Genomic DNA, 18,753 nt, shown 5'->3' with positions numbered 1-18,753 from the left:
TTCAACAAGCTCAAGCATTTCAGACGCTTCGCCACACGCTTCGATCGTCGCGCCGGCCACTTCCTCGCCTTCATCCATCTCGCCGCAGCTATGTTATGGATGCGCTGAATGTCGATTCAGCCTAGTTTGATAACCGGCCGCTCGACAAGGCTTGGGCGACCGCTTTATCTGGTAGGTTTGGGCGTCTTAGATGTGGTCTGGCGTCTAATGAAGCGGGACGCGTCGGCCCCGCCTACCGTATTGCCGAGATGCCGCTTGGTGCCGGCCGGTAGTGACCGTCACGATCGATATCGACGTCGAGGTCGCCGAGTTCGAACATGGCGCGCACCAAGTCGATGCGGGAGGTTGTCATGATGCGCGGATCGGCCAAGAGCAGGAACCGGTTCGTTTTGGGAAAGAAGTTCACCCTGCCGCGCGGCCAGTCCTCGTATTCGGTGGATAGAAGCGCGCCGCTCACGTTCCTTGCCCGCAGCCACGCTGGTCCGCGTGCTTTCATATTCTCCCAGAACTCGTAGTGCCCGCCAGGATGGGTGAGGGCCTCGCCGTAGGTCTCCGCATTGGTCAATTCGATACCGTCACCCAAGATCGCGTCCTCTCCAGGTCGGTTGGGAACGATCCAGAAGAAGCCAACCTTGCCTTTTGGCGCGCCTTGCTGAGCAAGGGTGTTGGACTTGCGTGTTTCCATGTCATCTTTCTTGCCGGCAGCCGGACTAGAGATCTGCCTGCCCCGCCGAGCGGCTTCAGCCTGTGGACTAGACAGGGTTCTGCCCCGAAGGCTCGGCTATGGCTCGAGCGTCACCATAACTTGACCATCATCCATCATCTTGATGCTGTAATCGATGTTTCGGTCTCCAATAACGCCTTGCGATTGCAGCAAGGGGATTGCCAGTGGGCTGATAGGCGGACTGCCTGAAGCGTCCAGATTCGCCGCCACGACCGCTGAACAGGAGTAGCCATTCAACAACTCCCCTTCGGTGCGTACAGCTTTGACGGTGAAGATTAGCTTATGCGGCCTCACCGGTATCATCGCGTAGATCTGTCCAGGGTCTAGAGGAATTGACGCCACGAGGTTTGAAACGGTCTCCTTCACCGCATCTGCGCTGCATTTAGGAAGTTGACCATTGGGCTGTTCGTCGACTGCGGTTTGGTCGGTGCCGTCATCTGCCTCGCTGTCGTCGCCGCTATCATTGGGGGTCGCAGCTTCTGGCTCTGCTGCGGTAGTAGTAGGCGTATCTGGCAAGCCCTGCTCGGCCCCGACAAACACTAACGAGCCCGCATCGCCATTTGCACAATGGCCATCGAACGCCAGAAGGGTAGCGGGATCGTTTTCTGCAGCTGCCTTGTAGAGCGCCGCACATTCCAGGTCGGGGTCAAAGGGGTTGTTGGGCAGACACAGTTGCTCCATGCCGCCAGAGTTAGGTCTCACCTCCCACGTCGCCTTGGTCTCTCGATTGTCGAGGCGGTCCTGGTAGATGGCCACGCCGTCGGGCTGCACCCTTAAGCGCACCTTACCGAAGTCCACGGTGGGATGTCCGGCTGCCCACGTCGAGACGTCGAACCGGGGCATCCATTTTCCTTTTACGAAGAAATCCAGGTGAACGCAGTTCTCCTCGGCATGCGCGACAACGGGCAACATTGCGAGAAAGACTGCTGCACCGATTGCTATGCCGCGATGTCGGATCTTGTGATCCATGAAATAACCTCCACCACGCCCAGAGATCGCTGAGCCCGAATGCACCGAGTAGCTCGCGCAGCAAAGCGCTTGGCGTGCGGGACAAGTCAAGCAAAATGTCACTCATCGTCTGTAGACTGATCGAATGCATGCCCGAATGTCGCCGACGTGGACATTCGAAAGCGCCTCGGTCGGAATTTGCGGCGACTGCGTAAGGCTAAAGGCCTCTCGCAGGAGGCATTTGCTGACGATGTCGGCATACACCGCACCTATGTCAGCGATCTCGAGCGAGGTAGGCGAAATCCTACCATCACAGTTGTAGAGAAACTTGCGGTCTTTCTGGCTGTAAGGCCGGGCGAATTGTTAGATGAATGAGTCTCCGGACAGCGCGATTGGGTCGCTTGCGAAGAACGGCGCCATCTCACGCCGGCGAGATCTTCCGGGCGTGAGCGGGCAGCGATTTCGGATCCCTCATACCGCACCCAGGACCATTACGGAATCTAGACGCGTGAATAGTGGCCGCTATCTGCGCTTCTCGCGTTAGCGCCTCCGTCCGCGCGGGCGAGGAGGAGTACGCCATGGGCTCTGGCCGGGTAACTGCACCCCAGGGACCATTTTCTTGATAGCGTCATATTTACTACGTGGGCGCACATGCAGGATTACGAGGTCCTCCTGCGGAGGCACAGTGTTGTCAGCGAGCCACTTCAAATACTGCGTCAAGGCATCAACTTGGTCGTCGTTCGCGCCGTAAGGGAAGGCGGTTATCTCATCAAGGAATTCCTCGACGCCGGGAATATTCCTGATGATATGAACTTGCTGGCCGTAGATTTTTCCCGCGACAGCATCGAGGCGGTCGATCTTCGAGGCGCCGGCTACCTTGACGTCTATGACGTTCAGCCCCTTCTCACGTAGTTCCGAAGCCAACGCGAAGCCCGTCGAAGCCGCCTCAACGAGATGATGTGAGGGCTTGAAACGTTCATTAATCTCCAACGCAACAGCTTTCAGAGCGCGAAAATCGTACCTCCCGCGAACAATGTGGAGTAGGTAGTGGACTCCTTCGAAGCGCTGCATCACCAGGCCGACGCTGTAGGATGAGCCCGGGATTGTGCTGGAGGCACAGTCCCACGAGACGACGATCTCTCCGCCCATGGGTCGGCTTTCGGTGATTGGGAAATGAGACCGCTTAATGGTCCCCGCTTCGCGCGCTATGGGATGCTGTTGGTATTGGGTTGAATAGACATAGGGTGGCTGCTCCTCGATCGATCGCAAGGATGCCTGATCGAAGTATCGCAGCGTTTCTCCCTGCTTTCGAGAAAAGGTGACGCCATTGTGCTCGATGTGCTCATCGTGCATCGCCCGGAATGGCAGTGAGATATGAACAAAGCCCAGTTTGATCAGAAGGGCAGGCAAGTCGTCTTCGTGTGAACGATGTAGCAAAGCGAAGATGGCGGCGCTCGATTGGTTGTTGAGGCGAGTCTGGATCGTGTTGAGGTATGTCTCCTTCACCAGGGTCCGGGACGACTCGTATTGTGCGTTTTGCATGGTAACGACATCGTCGATCAGAATTACATCCGCGCCTCGTCCTTGTATGGGGCCCTCGATGCCGGAGGCGAAAAAACCCCCACCAGCTGTCGTACGAAAGTCTGTCAGGGACTGCCTGCCGTCCTGAAGCCTAAACTCCGGAAAAAGCTTCCTAAAGAAAGGACTCTCAAGCAACAATTTGAGCCTGCCAGCAAGATAGATGGCCAAGCTCTGACTGTGGACTATCAGCAGCACCTCCTTTCGTGGGTAGACGCCTAGTGTGTATGCGGACAAAGCTACCTGAATGTAGGACTTGCCGTGACGCGGCGGCACGTTGATGAGGATTCGCTGGAGTTCAGTCGGAGAGACCACATCTTCTCCGAAAGCCGCGAGCAAATCGATATATTGGGCTTGCTGATAGCCATCTCTGATCATCTCTGGGAGCGCCGCTCGTGCGAATGCAACAAACGACGATCTTAGGATCGCCGAGAACTCAAACTTCTCAATCATCTTTATTTTCCTTAGTTGCCGTCGCGCTCTGCGCCTGCTGGCTTTGAAGCCGACGCGCCACGAAGTTCTCGACGATTTCTCTATCGCGATCGCTCAACGGCTCTTCAGTCTGCGTCTGATTGTTGATAGGCGACTTGAACTCCTGCGGCAGAAGCTTCACAAGCTCGCCAAAGGCTCGGTTGTCTCCCTTAAGCGCGCGGCCTACGACCGACTTCGCCAACGCGGCTGCCTTGGTAATGCGGCGCTCGACACCGTTTTCTCGGATGGTCACCTTCTGTCTGAGCTCGGCGATAAGTTCGGTCCCGATGCTGCGGATTTCCTTTGGCCGACCTCTGGGGTTGCCCGACCGGCCAGGCTTGAATCGGGATTGTTTTGGAGGCTTGCCGTAGCCAACTTCGTAGTCGTCGTCAGAGCCACTCATGGCAGCACCTGCAGCGTTGCCGAGATCCTACGGCCAGCCCTAAGCGCCATGTCTTGAGGCAACTTGCGCCAAGGGATAGTCAATGATGGCTGTCTCCTGATGTCAGCCAGCGCTCGCTTCTTCGGATTCATGTGCATGGTTTTCTCCTGGGCACCCCGCACAAACCCACGAGACGAGGGCAGGGGCACGATTGGTCTCGCGCCGGCGCGGCTTTATAAGATGTCTTCCAGTGGACTCAGCTGGGGGATAAAGGAGAACCTAGGATGGGGCCCGATTCCTCCGGATCCACTGCGAAGACCCTGACTGATCCGTCACCGGCAAGGTGAAAGAACCTCAGAATGGCTCGGGCAATCGTCGCGTTCTCGGCCCTTCCAAAGGCGGCGGAGTTTTTGCGACTTTGCCCGCCTTCCACTCGGCCCTGGCGTATCGCTCAGCTTCGTCGAAGGTCATGCCATCGCTGACGCGAACCCCGTCCTTTCCAGTTTCGGCTTGCCACCGCCTGATGGCGAGATCGACGAAGGCCGGCTCGATCTCGATGCCGTAGCAGACCCGGTGTGAGCGCTCTGCGGCAACCAGCGTTGTCCCTGAACCCAAAAACGGGTCGAAGACTATGTCGCCCGGCATACTCGCGTCACGGAGGGCGTCAGCAACCAAAGCCGACGGCTTTACGGTCGGATGCTCGCCAAGCAGATGTCGTTCCGGTCCCATGACATTTACGCCTCGATACTGCCAGACATTTGAACGAGAGCGGCCGTGTTTGCCGAGTTCGACATTGTTGCGGTGAGAAACGCCCTTTCGCTTGAAGATGGCCACCAGTTCGTGTTGAGAGCGCAGGAAGCTACCCATGCCGGCGTTGGTTTTGACCCAAACAGCGAGATTGAGTAGTTCAAGGCCAAGCGACTCGCCAACCTCGATCAAGACACCGATTGAGCGCCAGTCCATGCAGACATAAGCGAGTCCGTTTGCGGACATGCGGTCGAAGATCGCGGAGAGCGTGGCGGAGAGGAAAGCTCTGAACTCGTCACGGGTCATCTCTCCAGAAGCCATGGCGAACTCATTGTGACCCAGGCCTGAGACATGGCCGGCTATAGGGACGTTGTAAGGAGGGTCGGCGAAACATATGCTGGCAGCGCCAGACTGGAATAGCGCGTCCAATAGCGTTGGATCGCGAGAATCACCGCAAACGAGCTTGTGGGCTGTTGCAGCCTCGCCCAGAATCCAAACGTCACCGCATCGGGATACGGGAACGTTCGAGATCATCTTTGCATCGATATGCTCTTCGATGCCCGAGGGTTCGCCGACGACCTCAAATACACTCTCGATTTCGACGGTGTCGAAGCCCGTCAGATCGATCTCATAACCGATCTCAATCAAATACTGGAATTCGCGCGAGAGCGCCTTTTTATCCCACTTACCGCCCTCTGCCAGCCGGTTCATCGACAGGCGTACGGCACGTCTGTCGGGTACAGCCAGGTGAGAAATGTCAATCGTGAGAACATGCGAGAGCCCGGCCTCGCGAGCGGCCTCCAACCTGGCATGACCATCAACGATGTAGCCGCCATCTTCGATGAGAAGGGGGCTCAGCTGACCATATTTTCGCAAGGCAGCAGCGATCTTACGCCGCTTCTCCCGTGGATGATTGCGCGATGCGAACGGGGAAGCCTTCAACTCCGAAATCGGAGTAAGATGCATTTCAAGGTGGTTTTTCATCGAACCCTCCATCCTGCGCATGGAGGAGCCCATGAGCTCCACTCTATAGTCGTCAGCCGTCGAAGTGATCGCGTTTTTGGACGAATTGTGATCGATTGTTACAATCGATTTTGAGGTGAGTTGCAAAATTGCAACAGCCACTCAGCTGGCCGCGCCATAATCGATTGCCTCAGGTTGATAGCAAGACTGAGACAGCAAATGAAGGGTTCTCAGCTCTCATCGCCTGCGGCGAAACGGGACCTGGGCGCGGGTGCCGGTTGGCCGCGTTTGGGGAAAGTCGGGAGGCTGAAAGGCACAGGGAGGCGACTTTACGACTTGCTAGATCCAGGGATTTTCATTCCTCTGCGATAGGTCGAAGTCGCATAATATGCAGTCTGGAACTACCCTGCATTGGGTCCATCTGAACCACGGAAAAACGGTCCGACTGCTTAGCGCGCCATGTCGGTTGTCAGGTGGGGCGCTATCGAATAACAGATATGCGAGCGAACACGGTGACGCTTCGCATCGGTGGCAAGGAGTTGTTGGCAGGCCCGAGCGAGCTCAAAAGGCGCTAGCACAACGGCCCATTAGTGCATAAGGCACTTGGTCGGCCCTGGTGGACATCCACCGCCGTGGCCGGCTGTGTCGTCGACGTCGACTGGCAATGGGATCCTGGCTATTCAAACCAAAATCGGTGCCGCTCCGTGAGCTCCTTCGACGTCGCTTCCAGCTCCTTCTCGCGCTGCCCCGCATCCCAGCCCAGCGCGGCCGCCGCGGCGTCGGCGATTTGTTCGAGATTGCCGCGGCTGAGCCGGCCGGTGATCGCCAGCGCGGTGCGCCGCATGACTATGTCGACCAGGTGGGCGACATTTTCGTTGCGCGCCAGCCAATCGATTTCCGCCAGCGTATAATCGGACGCGCCGGCAAGCGACTCCGTCTGCTGTTCGGCTTCGTGCGCCAGGATGAGGCGGGCGGTCGTGCCATAGCGGTCGAGCAGTTTTTCGGCGCGGGCGGGCGATGCACCCGTCTCGGCCGTGATAGCGGAGATCCAGCTTGCATGAGCGGCCGCGTCGGCCGGAAAATCGCGGCCGCCGCCGATGGCGAGGCTTTGCGTGCTTATCCGCCTCGGCTGGCCAAGCCTGGACAAGAGCATGTCCGCCACCTCTTCGGCGAAGCCGCGGAAGGTCGTCCACTTGCCGCCCACCAAGGACACGATCGGCCAGGTTCGGTTGCCCTCGATCTCCATGACGGGCGCCGAGTGGTCGCGGCTGATCAGGCCAGGCGCGGTGCCGTCCGACGCCGGCAGTGGGCGGATGCCGGAATAGGCGTAGACGATCTGCTCGCGGCAAAAGGCAAGACCGGGCAGAAGCTCGCTGAGGCTCGCCAGGAAATAGTCGATCTCGCCATCCTCGCAGCGCACCGTCTCGGGGTCGGCGGCGCGGATATCGGTCGAGCCGACCAGCGCCCGGCCGAGATAGTCGAACACCAGGCATATGCGGCCGTCATTGGCCTCGAAATAGATCATGCGGCCGTTCAGCGCCCGCAGCAGGTCGGGATGGTCGAGCAAGATGTGCGAGCCCTTGGTGCCGCCGATCAGCCGTGACGGCACGCCGAGTGCAGTGTTGACATGGTCGATCCATGGCCCGGCCGCGTTGACGACGATGCGCGGCCGGAAGCCGAGCTCGCCGCCGTCGGGCAGGGCGAAGCGCACGACGCTGCCGTCGCTGTCCAGCAATTGCACATAGTTCAAGGCGTCGGATTCGGGGCTCGCCCTGATCCCGTCCTGGAGAAGCTCGAGCACCAGCCGCTCGGGATGACGGACGGTGGCGTCATAGTAGGTGCCGGCCGCGACGATGCCCGGCGTCAGCGGCGGTATCTCGCTCAGCGCCCGCGCTTTAGACCACATACTATGCCGGGGCATGACCCGGCGGCGGGCGCCGTAGAAGTCATACATGGCAAGGCCGATCTTGATCAGGAGAGCGCCGCGGCCGCGCGGAGCGGTCGTGCTGCCGAAAAGGGTGCGCAGCGCGTCTCCGATGCCCGTCAGCCAGGAAAAGACCGGGATGACGGTCGGCAGCGGCCGCACCGCATGCGGGGCATTGCGCAGCAACAGGTTGCGCTCCAACGTCGATTGCGCGACGAGGCCCAGCTCGCCCGTTTCGAGATATTTGATCCCGCCATGGATCAGCCGCGACGGCGCGGCGCTGGTGCCGGAACCGAAATCCGCCTTGTCGACGATCGCGACCTTGAGGCCCTGTTCGCACAGATCGCGAAACAGGCCGGCGCCGTTGATGCCGGCGCCGATGATGAGGACATCGACATCGCGTGTCGCCACGATCATTGCACCGGCACGATCTTGAGATTGACCCCGGCCGCCTTCAGGTTGCCGGCAACCTCGTCGGGAAGGCCGTCGTCGCTAAGCACGAGATCGAAGTCGGTGAGGTCTGCAAACAGGTGCAGCGCTACCTTGCCGAACTTGGAGGAATCGATGAGCAGCACGCTGCGCGAGGCCGCTGCCGCCATGGCCTGCTTCACGCGCACCACCTGCGGGTCCTGAATCAGCGTCGCGGTGTTGTCGATCGCCGAAGCTGAGCAGATGAGCAGGTTGACCCTGATCTTTTGCAGCGCGTTCTCGCAGATGTGGCCGATGAAGGCGTTGTAGGTCGGATGGTATTCGCCGCCGAGCAGGATCAGCTTCAGCTCGTCCTTGCCCACCAGCTGTTCCGCCAGAGACAAGCTGTTGGTGACGACGGTCAACGGCGCGATCTGGGGCAGCAGTGGGCCGAGCGCATTGGCGGTGGTCGAATCGTCGAGCAGCACGACCTGGCCTGGCTCGATCTCGGCCAGAGCCGCCCGGGCAAGCGCCCGCTTGGCCGCCGCCGCATGCGTCTCGCGGAAACGGAAGAGGCTTTCGTAGACGCCGGACGGCTGCGCGCTGACCGCGCCGTGCAGCTTGCGCAGCACGCCTTGGCGCGCCAGCTCGTCGACGTGGCGATGGATGGTCATGCGCGAGACGCCGAATGCCGTCACGAGCTCGTCGATGCGCGCCTCGCCATGCTGAATGACATAGTCGGCGATGTCCTGACGGCGGTTGTCCGCGTTCATCGCGTTCCCCCTTCCGCCAGCGCTTCGATCGACGGCCAGGCCTCGGCGAGGCGGTTGGCGATGTCGCAGTGCAGCCCGTAGCGCTTGTCCATGGCGGAGCTGCGCTCAGGGGAGGGCCGGTAGGTGCGGCCAAGCGCTGCCAAGTCGCGCGGATCGTGCCGCGGCGAGGCGAACAGGCCGACGCCGGCGCCGGCACAGAGTGCGGCGCCCCATGCGGCGGCTTCTTCCGTCTCGGTCACCGTGAGCGGCATGCCGAGCACATCGGCGAAGACCTGCGCGAAGGCCGGGTTTCGGGAAATGCCGCCGGTCAGCCGCGCCTCGCGCGGCGCAAAACCTTCGCGCAGCGCATCGACGTGGACGCGGTGGTTGAAGGCTATGCCTTCGATCACCGCGCGCAGCATGTCGCCTCGATCATGCCAGCCGCGCAACCCGAGGAAGCCGGCGCTGGCGGCCGGGCCATGCGGCGAGCCGAACAGATAGGGATGGAAGAGCAGTGTCGATGGCCGCGCCAATGCCGCCTCGATTTCAGGACCGACGATGGCGTGGATCGAACGCCCGTCGGCTTCCGCCGCTGCCCGCTCGGAACCGCACAGCGTGTCGAGGAACCAGTCATAATTCGCCGCCGATGCCGGCGAGATCGACATGTTGTTCCATTCCCCGGGCTTCAGGCCGTTGCGGCAGAACCAGCGGGCATCGATGCGCGGCGCGGCCGAGACCGTCTCGTTGATCGAATAGGTGCCGGCGACGATAGCGACCACGCCTTCGCCATAACCGCCGATGCCGAGCGCCGAGGCAGTTACGTCGTGCAGGCCGGCCACCACCGGCGTGCCGGCAAGCAGGCCTGTGTAACGTGCCGCCTGCACTGTAATGGCGCCGACGATTTCGTCCGGCCGCGCCGCCGGCGGCAGCGCATCGGCGAGTGCTTCGAGACCGAAGATCGGCAGGATGTCCGGCGCGTAGGCCTGGCTGTCGACCGCGGTGAAGGAGGTACTCGCCTCGGTGAGGTCGGTGCCCAGGCTGTCCGTCAGACAGAAACGCAGCCAGTCCTTGCAGGCAAGCACATGGCCGATGCGGGCAAAGCGCTCCGGCTCGTGATCGCGAATCCAGGCCAGTAGCGAAGAGGGCGCCGACGCATGTGGCGTCTGACCGGTTCGCGACAGCGCCTTGCCGGCCGTCCCGTCGGTTTGCCACTGGGCGGCGACGTCTCCAGCTCGGCTGTCCAGCGACAGGATGCCGTATCCGAGCGGCCGGCGGTCGCGATCCAGCGTGTAGAGCCCGTCGCCATGCGCGGTGGCGGCGACGGCGGCGATGTCCGAGGGTGGACGTCCGCAGCCGGAGACCGCTTCCGCGATCGCTTCGGCGGCGGCGTGCCACAGCTCGTCCATGTCGCGCTCGACATGACGCGGTTCGGAGATGAACTGCGGCAAGCGGCGGCGGGCCACGGCCAGCGGCGCGCCTGCCTCGTCGAAAACCACCGCCTTGGTGACGGTCAGCCCGCTATCGATTCCCAGCAGACAGGGCATACGCTCCTCGCCATGCACATCGCGTGCATCTCTTGAGGTTTTCGCATACCATCATGTTAAATTAACATCAACGGATGTTACAATAAGCTGCCTGTAACATGTTCTTGTCGCACGGCGGCGACGACGACGGTCATGCCGCCTGCCTTCATATCCTCGACCTGTCGCGGCGGGGTTCCGTCGTCGACGACGATGACGTCGAACTCGTTCAGCGCGCACATGGCATGCAGCGCCCGGCGCTCGAACTTGGTGTGATCGGCAAGCAGGATGCGCATGGCGGCGCTGTCGAACATGGCGCGCTTGGTCTCGACCATTTCCGGTGACTGGTGGAACACCATGCCGTCGGTGATGGCCGACATCGACATGAAGACGCGGTCGGCCCGCAGCCGCCGGATCTCCGTGACCGTGACCGGACCCATGAAGGCGTTGCACCAGTGGTAAAACTGCCCGCCAAGCCCGAGCAGCGTCAGGTCGCGCGTGTCCTTGAGCTCATTCATCAGGGTGATGGAATTGGTGATCGCCGTCAGCGGCACGCGCGCGGCAAGATGCGGCACGAGCTGCAGGACGGTGGTGGAATCGTCGAAGAAAACGGCTTGTCCGGGTTCCAGGAAGGACGCCGCCGCCTGCGCAATCGCGCGCTTCTCGGCTCCCTGGCGCGAGGAGCGGTAGACGTCGCTCGATTCGATGAGGCTGGTCGGGGCGGCCGAGACGATGCCGCGCGTCTTGCGCAGCAATCCCTTCTCGACCAGTTCGTCGAGGTCGCGATGCGCGGTCATCAGGCTGATGCCGAAACGCTCGGTGAGATCCTCGATGCGCATCGTGCCCTCGGCCATGACGGCCTCGGCAATCATCCGGCGGCGCGCCAGCTGGCGCGCGTGGCGGCTGTCGGCGGGCACCTGATCCCCGGCAAGGGTCTTCAACGCCTGCTCGGGCCGAATCTCGCGATCTGTCATCCAAGCCTCTCCTGCCGATGCCATTCGCATATCTGGCGCCGATGGCAAGCGGGCACCTTGGGGGCAGGTAGGGTTTTGCGCATCGAATGTCTTTGCGCGGGAGGAAAAGGGGCGCGCAACGTTTGCGCGCCCCAATCCGGCGGTTCACTGGGAGAGCGTGAACGGCCCGGTGTATTTGTCGACATTGTCCTTGGTGATCAGGGCGCAGTCGAAGAGCTGCTTCTCGGAGGCAGCACCCGTCGAGCCGGTCTTGATGAACTTGTCGGCCTGCTTCACGGCTTCGGCCGAGAAGACCGCCACAGGCTGCAGCACCGTGTACTGCATCTCGCCCGCCTTGACGGCGGCGACCGCGTCCGGTGAGCCGTCGAAGCCGCCGACCTTCACCTGGGAGAGCTTGCCGGCTTCCTTCAGCGCCGCGATGGCGCCGAGGGCCATCTCGTCATTGCCGGAAATGACGCCCACGATGTCGGGATGGGCCTGCAGCAGCGACTGCATTTTCTGGTAGCCCTGGGTGCGGTCCCAGTTGGCCACTTCCTTGCCGGCCTTCTTGAGGTCCGGATATTGGGTGAGCACGGTCTCATAGCCGTTCGAGCGCGTCGCCGCGTTGTTGTCGGCCGGATTGCCGAACAGCTCGACATAGTTGCCCTTGTCGCCGATCGCCTCGACCCACTGCTGCGCGCCGATCGCGGCGCCCTGGGCGTTGTTGGAGACGAGCTGCGCCTTGGCGAGACCGTCCTGGTTGATCTCGGCGTTGACCAGGAAGACCGGGATGTTGGCGGCGATCGCCTTCTTGACCGCGCCGATCGAACCGTCGGCATTGGCCGGGTCGAGAATGATCGCCACCGACTTGTTGGTGATGGCGGTGTCGATCATCGTGCTTTCGGTGTTGGTGTCGCCCTTGTGTGCGCTGACATTGGCCGTGTAGCCGAGGCTCTCTGCCGTGGCCTTGGCGACCTGGCCTTCGGTGAGCCAATACGGATTGGCCGGGTCGGTCACGATGATGCTGATCAAGCCGGCCGCCCAGGATTGGCTTGCCATCAGCGGCAGCGCCGCGGCGGCGACCAACAGGATCCTTCTGGTTTTATCGATCATTTCTCTCACTCCCTCTACAGATTGTGGTTTCGGATTGCGGTTGCCGATTTGTCTCGGCCTTCTTTCCGGCACTGTCTCCTTGCGGTCCCGGAGAAGCTTTTGGCGAGGCGCGGCGTCACTGTCGGACGCCGCGGGCCCCGTATTGGATGGTGTTCATGAGCACGGCGAGCACGATGACGGCGCCGGTGAAGACGGTTTGCCAGTAGGAGGACACGCCGATGATGACGAGGCCGTCCGAAAGAAAGCCGATGACGAACGCGCCGAGCATGGTGCCGCGCACGGTACCGCGCCCGCCGGTCAGCGCGGCGCCGCCGATGACGACCGCCGCGATTGCGGTCAGCTCGTAGGTCGTGCCGGCGGTCGGACCGGCCGATGTCAACTGCGAAGAGAGCACCAGGCCGGCGATGGCGGATAGAATACCGGAGAGAGTATAGACCGTGATCTTGACCCGCTTGACCGGCACGCCTGACAGGTCGGCCGCGTTCTCGTTGCCGCCCGCGGCATAGAGCCAGCGGCCGAAGGAGGAGCGGCTGAGCATCAGCCCCGTCAGCCCGGCGAGGGCCGCCAGGACCAGCACGCTGATCGGCACCCCGAAGAGCCGGTTGAAGCCCAGCCAGTCGAAGCCGGTGTTGCCGAGGTCCGGCCGGCCGGCGAGATTATTGTAGGTGAGGCCGTTGGTCTGCAGCAGCGCGATGCCGCGCGCCATGTACATGACGCCAAGCGTGGTGACGAAGGCGGGCACTTTGAACCAGGCGATAAGGATGCCGTTGAGCGCCCCCAGCAAGGCGCCGAGCGCGCAGGTCAGCACGACCACGGCCCATACCGGCGGAAACAGGATGACGCCGAGCGGTTTCAACTCCACGCCCTGCATGAGCGCGCCGGCGACGACGCCGCACAGCGCCAGGATCGAGCCGACCGAGAGGTCGATGCCGCCGCTCAGGATCACCACCAGCATGCCGATCGCGAGTATGCCGTAGATGGCGACATGCGAGGACATGATCAGCAGATTGGAGACGGTGAGGTAGTTCGGCGACAGGAACGAGAAGACGATGATGATGGCGATCAGCGCAAAGAAGGCGCGGCCCTTCAGCAAGAGCTTGATGGGACTGGTTGTCCCCCTCATGGCTGTGGCCGGGGCAGAGATGCCGTTGGCGCTCGGTTGCGTCATAGTTCTTTTCCGTGCTCCGCTCAGGCCGCCACGGCCTCGCCCGAGGCGGCCATGATCTTTTCCTTGGTGATGTCCGAAGTGAACTCGGCCGAGATCCGCCCGCGCCGCATGATGATGATGCGGTGGGCGATCGACAGGCACTCGTTGACTTCCGATGTGGTGAAGACGACGGCCTGCCCGGCCGCCGCGTGGTGAGCCAGAATCCGGAACACCTCTGCCTTGGCGCCGATGTCGATGCCGCGGCTGGGTTCATCGAGCAGGATGACCTTCGGATCGGTAGCGAGCATCTTGCCGATGACCACCTTCTGCTGGTTGCCGCCGGACAGCGACCCGATCGGCACGTCCGGTCCGTCGGTCTTCACGGTCACATCCCGGATCGACTTCTGGATCAAGGCCCGCTCGAGCCTGATGGACGTGAAGACCCCGCGCGTGAATTCCATGATCGAAGCGAGCGAAAGATTCTGCCCGACCGACATCGTCTGGACGAGACCGTAGCGCTGGCGATCCTCGGGAACGAGCGCAAGGCCGCGGGCGATGCGCTCGCCGATGGCAAGGTGGGAAATCTCCTTGCGTTCGAGCACGATCTCGCCGGACGTCGCGCTGAGTTTGCCGGCGACGGTCTCGAGCAGCTCGGTCCTGCCGGCCCCCATCAGGCCGTAGATGCAGACGATCTCGCCGGCCCTGACGTCGAGCGACATGCGGTCGACGACGTTGTAGCCGCCGCCGGCCGGGTCCGGAACAGTCAGCTCGCGGACCGAGAGCATGACCGGACCGAAATCATGGCCGGTCGGCGGACTGCCCAGATCATAGTTCTCGCCGACCATGTTGCGCACGATCCATTCAAGGTCGATATCGGCGCGCGGCGCATAGGCGGTCATATTGCCGTCCCGCAACACCACGGCATGATCGGTGATCTGCAGGGCCTCCTCCAGATGGTGCGAGATGTAGACGATCGACACGCCTTTGGCGGTAAGGTCGCGGATCACGCTGAAAAGGACCTCGACTTCGGTGGCGGAAAGCGCCGAGGTCGGCTCGTCCATGATGAGGATCCGGCTGTCGACCGAAAGCGCCCGTGCGATCTCGACGATCTGCTGTTGTCCCAGCCGCAGTTCCTCGACAGGGGTGAGCGGATCGATGTCCTCCTCAAGCTCCTGCAGCAGTCTACGGACCTGGCGTTCCTCCTCGGCGTAGTTGACGCCGGTCGGGCCGGTGATCTCGCGCCCCATGAAGATGTTGTCGCGAACCGACAGATTGGGCGCGAGGCTGAGCTCCTGATGAATGATCGAGATGCCGTGGTTGCGCGCGTCGGTGGAGGAGGAAAACACGATGGGCTGACCGTCGAGAACGATCTCGCCGGATGTCGGCTGCACCACCCCGGAGAGGATTTTCATCAGGGTCGACTTGCCGGCGCCGTTCTCGCCGAACAGCGTCGTCACCTGGCCGCGGTGAATGTCGAAATTGACGCCCTTCAGCGCCCTCACGCCGTTGTAGGACTTGGCGATGTTGCGCGCCGCCAGAACCACTTCGCCGGCCTGCCGGGAGCTCGCAGCGCTGCTCATTTGACGGTGACCTTGACCGGGGTGATCAGCCAGTTCTTCGGGTTGATGAGGCGGAAGACGCCGAAGATCTCCAGCGTCTTGCCGGACAGGCTGGCGGTGTCGATAGCGTCGAGGGTCGCCTTCTTCATGGCGCGGTTGATGCCCGAGCCGGCGTCCTGGAATTCGATCTGGTTCTTGAACTTGCCGAAGACGATGTCGCCTGTCGCATCGCGCAGATCGGTGCCGTTGATGGCCGGGCCGGCCTGCACCCGAACATGGATGTCGGCCGGCACACCGTCGACCTTGAGCTCGTAAACGCCGGATTTCGCTTCGCCCGCGACCGCCGTCAACCTGACAGGGATGATCGCGCCGGTCGACGAGGCGGTTCCGTACTGTTTGGCGGCGGCGTTCTTGTCGGCCATCACCGCCGGCCCGAAGGTTGCGGCGTTGACGGCGTGCTCGACGACGAAGGCCTGGATGCGCGGGAACTCCTTTTCGCCGAAACGATCGGGCGAAAACGCCTCCTGGCTGACGTCGGCGGACGATCCGATCTGGACCACCTTCGTGTCGAGCGCGATCGCGGCAAGGACCACGACGCCGAGGCCAACGGCGACAATCAGATTGCGGCGCGGCGCAGCCGGTGCCTTCGGCGTCGGGCTCGACATGGCGTTCATGGTTCAGAGCCTCGCCGGCGATGGAACGAGGCGGGCAGGGGCTGCGAATGCAGGACGCATGTCTGCAGCCGGACGGGGACACGGCATAGTCGGGTCGCTTGCTTGCATCGATTTCTCCCACCCTTGGCCGACGATGCAGCGTTCTCCTCCCGCCGCATCCACGCCCCATCTGTCAGTTATGTTATGTTAATGTTATCTTCTGCGTCAAGCATGTTAGATCAGAATTCCGTTTTGGTCCGGATTTTGTTCGTTGGAAGGGGCTCTCTCGGCCAAGCGATTTACAGGACGGCATCTTCCGGAGCAGCCAGCCGCTATCCCGGATCGTTGAGATTATCCATCTCGCAGATACGGCACGGCAATGCTGCAGGAGCGAATCTATTGGCATTAAGAGTTTGATTTCAGCAGAGATTATGCTCGCCACACGGTGCTGCGGCGCAAGCTGAAAACGAGCCTGAACAATCCGGCTGCCTGTTTGCCCGCTCTCTCGTCCGTCTGCCGAAGACGACGGAGAGCAGACGTTTGGGTTCCTCCTGACTGATAACAGCGTACCTGAAAAAATTTTCGATGTCTGCAAAAAAAATCATGCATTGTGTTATTTCCATGATAACTTAGAGTGGACTGTGTAAGGCGCCGTTACGGAGGAGCGTGCAACGGCGTATTTTCGCCGCCGCCTCTTCGCGGTGGAACTTCAGGCGGGAAAATCAGGAGGAGACGGACATTGCCCTGTTGCCGATTCAGGCATGGTCGCATCGGATGCGGAGAGATCCGTGGCCGCCGCTGACGTCATCATAGGTATCGATTCCGGCACGTCGATCATCAAGGCGGTCGCCTTTGAGCTGAATGGCCGCCAGGTCGCTTCCGCTTCGGTTCCGAACCGATACGCGTCCGGCGCCGACGGTTCGGCGACGCAGTCGCTCGCCCAGACCTGGCGCGACTGCGTGGCTGCGCTCCGAGGGCTCGACGACAAGGTTGAAAACCTGGCGGCGCGCACCGCGGCGCTCGCGGTGACCGCACAGGGCGACGGCACCTGGCTCGTGGGTCGGCAAGATGAGCCTGTCGCCGACGCATGGCTGTGGCTCGATGCCCGCGCGGCGCCGACCGTCGAGCGCCTGGCCGCCGGCCCGCTTGGCCGCGCCCGTTTCGAGGCGACGGGAACCGGGCTCAACACCTGCCAGCAGGGCAGTCAGATGGCCCATATGGACCGCCACGCGCCCGAGCTTCTCGACCAGGCCGAAGTGGCGCTGCACTGCAAGGACTGGCTCTATCTGAACCTGACCGGCATGCGCGCCACCGATCCGTCGGAATCAAGCTTCACCTTCGGCAATTTCCGCACCCGCCGCTACGACGACACGGTCATCGAGGCGCTCGGCCTTTCCGGCCGGCGCAAGCTCTTGCCCGAGATCGTCGACGGCACGATGGTAACCCATCCGCTTACCGCCGCGGCGGCGGCCGAGACGGGTCTGAAAGCCGGCACGCCCATCAGCCTCGGCTATGTCGACATGGTCATGACGGCGCTTGGCGCGGGGGTCTGCGGCGGCGAGGGGGATGTCGCCTGCTCGATCGTCGGCTCGACCGGCGTGCACATGCGGGCCATGCCGACGGGCTCCGTGCACCTCAACAAGGAGGGCTCGGGCTACGTCATCACTTTGCCGGTTCCGGATCTGGTGACGCAGGTCCAGACCAACATGGCAACCACGCTCAACATCGACTGGGTTCTCGGTCTCGCCGCGGATGTGCTGAAGGAATTCGGGCACGAGGACGGTCACCGCGATATGGTCGCCCGCATCGATCGTTGGCTCGGCGACAGTCCGCCCGGCCAGATCGTCTATCATCCCTATATCTCGGAGGCCGGCGAGCGCGGGCCGTTCGTCAACGCCAACGCCCGCGCCGGTTTCGTCGGCCTGTCGGTAAACCACCGCTACCCGAGCCTCGTGCGTGCCGTCATCGAGGGGCTAGGGCTCGCCATGCGCGACTGCTACGCGGCGATGGGCGACCTGCCGTCGGAGTTGCGGCTGTCGGGCGGCGCGGCCCGCTCGCAGGGATTGCGCGGCATCCTGTCGGCGGCGGTTCATGCGCCGGTGCGCGTTTCCTCGCGCGAGGAGGCGGGTGCTGCCGGCTGCGCGATGATGGCGGCGGTCGCCATCGGCGCCTACGGCGACATGGATGCCTGCATCGCCGACTGGGTCACGCCGCTGCTCGGGCCGGTCGAGGCGCCCGAACCGGCGCTGATCGGCGTCTATGACGGGCTGTTCCCGGCATTCGGCGCGGCGCGCCGTGCCCTGGGGCCAGCCTGGGACATGCTGGCCGCCCAGCGCCGCAACACGGCTGTCGCCTCCGCCGAAACGCTGGAAGGAGCATAGGATGGGGCCCGAGCCGAAAATGGTCGACCTCTTCGTCATCGGCGGCGGCATCAACGGCGCCGGCATCGCCCGGGACGCGGCAGGTCGCGGCCTGTCGGTCGTGCTGTGCGAAAAGGACGACCTTGCCGAGGGCACGTCCTCGCGCTCCGGCAAGCTGGTGCATGGCGGCCTGCGCTATCTCGAATATTGCGAGTTCCGGCTGGTGCGCGAAGCATTGATCGAGCGCGAGGTCCTGCTCAAGGCCGCGCCCCATATCATCTGGCCAATGCGCTTCGTGCTGCCGCATAGCCCGCAGGATCGGCCGGCCTGGCTGGTGCGGCTCGGCCTGTTCCTCTACGACCATCTGGGCGGCCGAAAGCGGCTGCCCGGCACGCGCACGCTCGACCTCGAGCGCGATCCCGAAGGAACGCCGCTGCTCGACCAATATACGCGCGGCTTCGAATATTCCGACTGCTGGGTGGATGATGCGCGGCTGGTGGTGCTCAACGCTGTCGGCGCCGCCGAGCGCGGGGCCGAGGTGCTCACCCGCT

General features: G+C 62.5%; 16 protein-coding genes and 1 pseudogene. 4 read left to right on the top strand and 13 right to left on the bottom strand.

What is annotated here, in order from left to right; translation table 11 throughout:
* Positions 1–108: pseudogene (locus tag EOA49_RS21960) on the top strand (IS5/IS1182 family transposase); the annotation flags it as partial.
* Between the two features lie 124 nt (positions 109–232).
* Here the strand turns inward: EOA49_RS21960 and EOA49_RS21955 are convergent.
* On the bottom strand, positions 233–685 hold the full coding sequence (locus EOA49_RS21955; protein ID WP_127241274.1) for a hypothetical protein: 453 nt from the start codon (positions 683–685) through the stop codon (positions 233–235).
* Between the two features lie 96 nt (positions 686–781).
* A complete protein-coding gene (locus tag EOA49_RS21950; RefSeq protein ID WP_127241275.1) occupies positions 782–1,693 on the bottom strand; it encodes a hypothetical protein in 912 nt (303 codons plus the stop codon).
* Positions 1,694–1,840: 147 nt separating this feature from the next.
* Between EOA49_RS21950 and EOA49_RS21945 the strand changes: the two genes are divergently transcribed.
* Positions 1,841–2,047, top strand: a complete 207-nt coding sequence (locus EOA49_RS21945) for a helix-turn-helix transcriptional regulator (RefSeq protein ID WP_127241276.1) — start codon at positions 1,841–1,843, stop codon at positions 2,045–2,047.
* 165 nt (positions 2,048–2,212) lie between these two features.
* Here EOA49_RS21945 and EOA49_RS21940 read toward each other — a convergent pair whose 3' ends face one another.
* The 11 genes from EOA49_RS21940 to EOA49_RS21890 form a co-directional block, all read right to left on the bottom strand.
* A complete protein-coding gene (locus tag EOA49_RS21940; RefSeq protein WP_127241277.1) occupies positions 2,213–3,703 on the bottom strand; it encodes a hypothetical protein in 1,491 nt (496 codons plus the stop codon).
* Positions 3,696–4,124 (bottom strand): DUF5681 domain-containing protein, encoded by a 429-nt coding sequence (locus EOA49_RS21935; protein WP_127241278.1) that lies wholly within the window; start codon positions 4,122–4,124, stop codon positions 3,696–3,698. Before EOA49_RS21935 ends, EOA49_RS21940 begins: the two co-directional genes overlap by 8 nt.
* 333 nt (positions 4,125–4,457) lie before the next feature.
* Entirely contained in the window at positions 4,458–5,834 is a 1,377-nt protein-coding gene (locus EOA49_RS21930; RefSeq protein ID WP_164746863.1) for a DNA methyltransferase, read from the bottom strand.
* Between the two features lie 655 nt (positions 5,835–6,489).
* Positions 6,490–8,148, bottom strand: a complete 1,659-nt coding sequence (locus tag EOA49_RS21925; protein WP_245460765.1) for a glycerol-3-phosphate dehydrogenase/oxidase — start codon at positions 8,146–8,148, stop codon at positions 6,490–6,492.
* A 2-nt stretch (positions 8,149–8,150) separates the two neighbouring features.
* Positions 8,151–8,918, bottom strand: a complete 768-nt coding sequence (locus EOA49_RS21920) for a DeoR/GlpR family DNA-binding transcription regulator (RefSeq protein WP_095832715.1) — start codon at positions 8,916–8,918, stop codon at positions 8,151–8,153.
* Complete coding sequence (locus tag EOA49_RS21915) at positions 8,915–10,441, bottom strand: FGGY-family carbohydrate kinase (RefSeq protein ID WP_127241281.1); 1,527 nt, start codon at positions 10,439–10,441, stop codon at positions 8,915–8,917. The genes EOA49_RS21920 and EOA49_RS21915 overlap by 4 nt, the downstream gene beginning before the upstream one ends.
* A 77-nt stretch (positions 10,442–10,518) precedes the next feature.
* Positions 10,519–11,391: a DeoR/GlpR family DNA-binding transcription regulator gene (locus EOA49_RS21910; protein ID WP_067326963.1), complete on the bottom strand. Its 873-nt coding sequence runs from the start codon at positions 11,389–11,391 to the stop codon at positions 10,519–10,521.
* Positions 11,392–11,535: 144 nt separating this feature from the next.
* Positions 11,536–12,483, bottom strand: a complete 948-nt coding sequence (locus EOA49_RS21905; protein WP_067326966.1) for a D-ribose ABC transporter substrate-binding protein — start codon at positions 12,481–12,483, stop codon at positions 11,536–11,538.
* Positions 12,484–12,598: 115 nt separating this feature from the next.
* Entirely contained in the window at positions 12,599–13,651 is a 1,053-nt protein-coding gene (locus EOA49_RS21900) for an ABC transporter permease (protein WP_067326969.1), read from the bottom strand.
* Positions 13,652–13,671: 20 nt separating this feature from the next.
* Positions 13,672–15,210 carry a sugar ABC transporter ATP-binding protein gene (locus EOA49_RS21895; protein ID WP_127241937.1) on the bottom strand — a complete coding sequence of 513 codons (1,539 nt, stop codon included), beginning with the start codon at positions 15,208–15,210 and terminating at the stop codon, positions 13,672–13,674.
* Complete coding sequence (locus EOA49_RS21890) at positions 15,207–15,863, bottom strand: DUF2291 domain-containing protein (RefSeq protein ID WP_127241938.1); 657 nt, start codon at positions 15,861–15,863, stop codon at positions 15,207–15,209. Before EOA49_RS21890 ends, EOA49_RS21895 begins: the two co-directional genes overlap by 4 nt.
* A 767-nt stretch (positions 15,864–16,630) precedes the next feature.
* On the opposite strand from EOA49_RS21890, the gene EOA49_RS21885 reads away from it, so the two are divergent.
* On the top strand, positions 16,631–18,223 hold the full coding sequence (locus EOA49_RS21885; protein WP_245307595.1) for an FGGY-family carbohydrate kinase: 1,593 nt from the start codon (positions 16,631–16,633) through the stop codon (positions 18,221–18,223).
* A 1-nt stretch (position 18,224) separates the two neighbouring features.
* A partial coding sequence (locus EOA49_RS21880; protein WP_127243341.1) for a glycerol-3-phosphate dehydrogenase occupies positions 18,225–18,753 on the top strand: 529 nt, incomplete at its 3' end.

The organism is Mesorhizobium sp. M1A.F.Ca.IN.020.04.1.1, from assembly GCF_003997315.1.
Taxonomy (GTDB): domain Bacteria; phylum Pseudomonadota; class Alphaproteobacteria; order Rhizobiales; family Rhizobiaceae; genus Mesorhizobium.
This window is presented reverse-complemented; position numbering and strand designations above follow the sequence as displayed.